This window comes from Acinetobacter sp. YH16051 (assembly GCF_013417135.1).
In the GTDB taxonomy this organism is placed as follows: domain Bacteria; phylum Pseudomonadota; class Gammaproteobacteria; order Pseudomonadales; family Moraxellaceae; genus Acinetobacter; species Acinetobacter towneri.
This window is the reverse complement of record NZ_VPEN01000073.1, coordinates 1-2682: the sequence shown is the minus strand read 5'-3', so window position 1 is coordinate 2682 and position 2682 is coordinate 1. Positions and strand designations below refer to the sequence as shown.

5 protein-coding genes are annotated in these 2682 nt (G+C 31.4%); 3 read left to right on the top strand and 2 right to left on the bottom strand.

The features are described 5' to 3' along the window. Nucleotides 1-204: 204 nt before the first annotated feature. Nucleotides 205-633 (bottom strand): hypothetical protein, encoded by a 429-nt coding sequence (locus FTV41_RS14230; RefSeq protein WP_000877730.1) that lies wholly within the window; start codon nucleotides 631-633, stop codon nucleotides 205-207. A gap of 549 nt (nucleotides 634-1182) precedes the next feature. Between FTV41_RS14230 and FTV41_RS14225 the strand changes: the two genes are divergently transcribed. The 3 genes from FTV41_RS14225 (at nucleotide 1183) to FTV41_RS14215 (ending at nucleotide 2086) form a co-directional block, all read left to right on the top strand. After that, nucleotides 1183-1383 (top strand): hypothetical protein, encoded by a 201-nt coding sequence (locus FTV41_RS14225; RefSeq protein ID WP_163146734.1) that lies wholly within the window; start codon nucleotides 1183-1185, stop codon nucleotides 1381-1383. Between the two features lie 174 nt (nucleotides 1384-1557). Further along, nucleotides 1558-1803 (top strand): type II toxin-antitoxin system RelB/DinJ family antitoxin, encoded by a 246-nt coding sequence (locus FTV41_RS14220; protein ID WP_000246755.1) that lies wholly within the window; start codon nucleotides 1558-1560, stop codon nucleotides 1801-1803. Continuing rightward, the gene (locus tag FTV41_RS14215) at nucleotides 1793-2086 is read left to right on the top strand and encodes a type II toxin-antitoxin system RelE/ParE family toxin (protein ID WP_000221358.1); all 294 of its coding nucleotides are present in this window, start codon (nucleotides 1793-1795) and stop codon (nucleotides 2084-2086) included. The genes FTV41_RS14220 and FTV41_RS14215 overlap by 11 nt, the downstream gene beginning before the upstream one ends. A gap of 105 nt (nucleotides 2087-2191) precedes the next feature. Here FTV41_RS14215 and FTV41_RS14210 read toward each other — a convergent pair whose 3' ends face one another. Further along, entirely contained in the window at nucleotides 2192-2398 is a 207-nt protein-coding gene (locus FTV41_RS14210) for a 3-hydroxybutyryl-CoA dehydrogenase (RefSeq protein WP_228284210.1), read from the bottom strand. Between the last annotated feature and the right edge of the window lie 284 nt (nucleotides 2399-2682).

The window sequence follows — 2682 nt, the reverse complement described above, 5'->3', positions numbered from 1 at the left end:
ATCTTAATTCTATTAGATTAATGATAATACTATCATTTAATTATTGCATTAAGTCTAATGATAGATATTGTATGCGATTTGGCTCGCTATCATTCAGCTATAGTCTTTTGATAAAAAAAGCATGACTGGAAGCCATGCCTTGGGAATTCGTATAACGTGTATTATGTTAATTTTAGGGAAATTTAAGAATCTCTATGCAATGGTTTATTCAATATTCTTTGATTTCTTATCTTTTAGGTTAATCAGAAATAGCCAATAACATAAGCCAGGAAATAGAGCCATAAAGATAGTCCATGTATCTGTATACATCTTCCACCACTCTTTCGAAATTTCTCCTGTGTGACTCCATCCAAAAAGAATAAAAAATGGAGTAGCAATAATTATAGAGGCAATACAGATAGTTAATAAATTAAGACTGTTATAACGATTTAAAAGAATTGAGAATATGAAGCTGAAAGGTACAGTCAAAATACAATAAGCCAAGTAGACAAGACCGTGCCCTACAAGAACCACTAAAATCGAGTATAGGCTGTATTCCTGATTCATTACGATAAACAGGACTGCTGTGAAAAAAAGTAGTGGTAAAGGAGAAAGTAAGAGAGCTTTTACTATTTTTTCATTTGAGTATTTCACTAATTTAATTCTCTTATCTACTCAATAAATAATAATACTATAACGATTTTATTGGAGGTTTTTTGATTCTATTTAACATAATGGCGATTATACGAAATGCGATTGTAAGCCCAAAGTAGAAATGTCCGGTTTCTCCAAAGTAAAAATGTCCGCTTTTAGAATATGCACTTTTGCAATTTTCTTATGTTCTTAAAAAAAATAGTTCTAATTAGTACAATAATAACTAGTAGTCTTGCTCTTGCATATGATCCTACAACGCCTTCATATTATTTAACGAAAGAATTGTGTGCAGAATATTATGCAGACTGTATTGATGTCTATGGGTCTGCTGGTAGCGGTGGAATGTCAGAGTGTGGAAACTCTTTAAATACATGCATCACTACAGGTGATTGGAATCCACCAAATCTTCCTGTACCATCATCGGATAGATTATTAAACCTTTTTAGTTCAGAAACTAGAGAAGCTACAACAAGATATACCACGGCCTAATAAATCAGGATCTCAATGTAATATGATTGGGATCCTTACCAACATATATAGAAGAGAAAAATGGATCAATTAAAAAAAATAAATGATGATTTGTATCAAGCTGCAATATTATTAGACAGTATTCCTAGTAAGATTCAATCAGATCCATCACTAGAAAATAGAGAAAATATCTTACTGATAGGAAAAGCTCTCAGTCATATTTTTGAACTCCAAAATAATATTTATAAAATTCGCCCTGATTTAAAAAATAATAATCAGTAATAACAGTTATTTATAGTATTTTTTAAGAAAGATAGCGGCTCATTTGAGAATATAAAAGTAATATTCTATTTGTAATAGTTTCTCTGAAATTAACATAATACGGATTATACGAACTAGCCACGTAATGCAACTTGCATTACAATATTCCTATGCATTCAATAAATGGGAAAAATAATGGCTACTGTTAACTTCAGGATCGATGAAGCCCTTAAAGAAAAATCTTATTCAATCCTTAAAGAGCAAGGTATTGCACCTACGGATTTCTTCACTAGTATTCTTGAGTATGTTGCTACGACTGGGAAACTGCCTGTCAAAAAAGCTTTGCTTTCAGAAGAAGATGAAGAATTGTTAGCTCTTGTCCGTAAGCGCATTAATGACCCTAAAGAGATGTTTGAGGAAGTCACATTAGATGACTTATAAGCTTTTACGTCACAAGGACTTTACAGCAGAATGGGAAAAACTCCCTGTTGCTATACGGGATCAATTTAAGAAGAAACTAGCCAAAGTCATAGAGCAGCCACATATTCCAAAGAATATGCTTAGAGGCGATCTTGCAGGTTGCTATAAAATTAAATTATTAAAAGCTGGTGTCAGACTTGTCTATCAAGTTAAAGATGATCAGGTAGTTATCTTGCTCATTACAGTCGGGAAACGAGCTGATAGCATAGTTTATGACGAAGCGAAAAAGCGCATTAAAGACTAAAAATGGGAGCTTATAGCTCCCATTTTTTGACTTCGTATAACGTGTATTACGTTAATTTTAGGAAATTTTTAGAATCACTATGCAGATCATCAATTTAATTGCGAATCATTTTATATTGTTTTCTATACAATAGTTTTTCCATTTATTTTTAAAATCTTCTATAGCTTTTTCTGCTTCTTCCTCTTTGGTATAGATAGGTGATTTCTTTACTTCATCTACTATCTGATTGAAAATTTCACCTTCCTCTTTGAAGAGGTTGCTATAAATACTTTTAGCTTTTTCTACGTCTGAACCCATTTGATGAAAAGTCATCAAGGTGTCTGCTGCATATGCAATTCCATCACATTGTTTATTGTCATCCGCATATGAAAAGGAACAAATTAGTAATAAGATCGAAAAAATTATTGGTTTTCTCATAATGGGAAATTTCATTTTAAAAATAAATACTAAAAGATTTCTATGGATATTAAAATCTATAGAATTTTACTTCATTTAACATAATAGAGCTTATACGAAATGCTTTTTAAAATATCCTTGTTTTTCATATAGTTAAAAATTTTTCATCCACCTGAAAAACCACAAAAAACCGACTTGGA

What these genes read in the sequence shown, in the direction of transcription:
- FTV41_RS14225 (WP_163146734.1), top strand. Translation starts at nt 1,183, where the DNA reads ATGGATCAATTAAAAAAAATAAATGATGATTTGTATCAAGCTGCAATA.
- FTV41_RS14220 (WP_000246755.1), top strand. Translation starts at nt 1,558, where the DNA reads ATGGCTACTGTTAACTTCAGGATCGATGAAGCCCTTAAAGAAAAATCT.
- FTV41_RS14215 (WP_000221358.1), top strand. Translation starts at nt 1,793, where the DNA reads ATGACTTATAAGCTTTTACGTCACAAGGACTTTACAGCAGAATGGGAA.
- FTV41_RS14210 (WP_228284210.1), bottom strand. Translation starts at nt 2,398, where the DNA reads ATGACTTTTCATCAAATGGGTTCAGACGTAGAAAAAGCTAAAAGTATT.